At 71.8% G+C, this 1,496-nt stretch carries 1 protein-coding gene; it reads right to left on the bottom strand.

The window, feature by feature from the left end; translation table 11 throughout:
• Window positions 1-181 precede the first annotated feature (181 nt).
• On the bottom strand, window positions 182-1,496 hold a 1,315-nt coding region (locus KN815_RS46180), incomplete at its 5' end, for a DUF4328 domain-containing protein (protein ID WP_216347764.1).

Raw genomic sequence — 1,496 nt, 5'->3', positions numbered from 1 at the left:
GGAGGAGATGTCGGGCGCCCCGATCTCGGCGATCGGCGTCGGACCGGGCCGCGACGAGACCATCCAGATCAACTCGTTCCTCTGAGCCTCTGGGCCTCTGGGCCTTTGAGCCCCTGACCCTCGGACGGGAGAGCGGCCCGCACGCCGGCGTCACCACGCCGCGGGCGGGCCGTCGGCCGCGCTACGCCGCGGGCGGGCCGAACACCCCGGCGGGCTGCTGCGCCTGACCGATGGGCTGCGCGGCCCGCCGCTCCTGCATCTTGGTGATCCGCCGCACCACGCCGATGGCCAGCACCGCCGCCAGGAGGCCGATGGCGTCGTCGGCGATGTTGATGATGACGCCGAGCCGCTCCGCCCTGCCGCTGTCGCTGACGATCTCGCTGGCCCCGTGCACCGGGAACATCAGGAACATGACTACGAAAGCCGTCCACCACCAGTGCAGCACCGCGCGTCCGTGACGTCCGGGCGCCGGGGGAGTGCTGGCGGTCCAGATGTCGTTGGCGATCTGCTTGGGCAGCCACAGTTGGGCGACCGGGATGAACCAGGCGCCCACGGCATAGCCGCTGCCGAACCGCGGCAGCCCGGGACTCAGCACCGTGGAGTTGATGTAGGCGGTCCGGAACCAGATCAGCCACAGCACGGCGAGCACGCACACGGCGACACCGATGCCGGTGCCCAGCGAATCGATGTCACTGGCCCTGGTGGAGAGCATGTCGGGTTCGCTGCCGGAGTACGTGTCGAGCAGCGAGATGTTCAGCGCCATGTCGAGCAGGGTCAGCACCGTCCAGACGCCGAACATGCTCAGCAGCGCGGTGGCCAGACCCCGGATCGGCCTCAGCCTCGTACCGGAGAGGGGGTAGCCGACCGGTGCCTGATAGCCGCCCTGCCAGGGCTGGGCGTTCATCGCGTACCCGTGTCCCTGGGGCGTCGCGTACGCGGACGGGGAGGCGTACGGGCTGGGCGGTGTGTGCGGACCGGGCGGCGTATGCGGACCGGGGCCGGCCTGCGGGTGGCCGTACGCCGACGGGCCCTGCTGCGGCGCGGTGGCGTCCGGCTGAGCGTTCTCGGCCTCCACCTCCAGCAGTTGCAGCGCGTCCCGTCCGAGCCGGGCGAGCAGCCCGCCCGGCAGCCAGGGCTCGCCGTCGTCGGTCACCGGGTGGGTGGCGGCGACCAGCTCTTCCACCGAGGGCCGCTTGGCCGGGTCCTTGTTCAGACACGCGGTGACCAGCCCGCGCGCCCCCTCGGGGAGCCCCACCAGATCGGGCTCCTCCTGGGCTATTCGGTACATCAGGGCGTGGATACCGCTGTCCACATTGCCGAAGGGCTGACGTCCGGTGGCGGCGAAGGCCAGCACCGAGCCGAGGCAGAAGACATCGCTGGCGGCCGTGACCGGCTCGCCGCGCACCTGCTCGGGCGACATGAACCCGGGCGAGCCGACGACCGCGCCGGTCATCGTCAGATTGCCGCCCGTGGTGGCGCCCACGGCGTCCAGGGCA

Origin of the sequence: Streptomyces niphimycinicus (assembly GCF_018883605.1) — a bacterium.
Taxonomy (GTDB): domain Bacteria; phylum Actinomycetota; class Actinomycetes; order Streptomycetales; family Streptomycetaceae; genus Streptomyces; species Streptomyces niphimycinicus.
The sequence above is the reverse complement of the archived record's forward strand: the minus strand, read 5'-3'. Positions and strand labels throughout refer to the sequence as shown.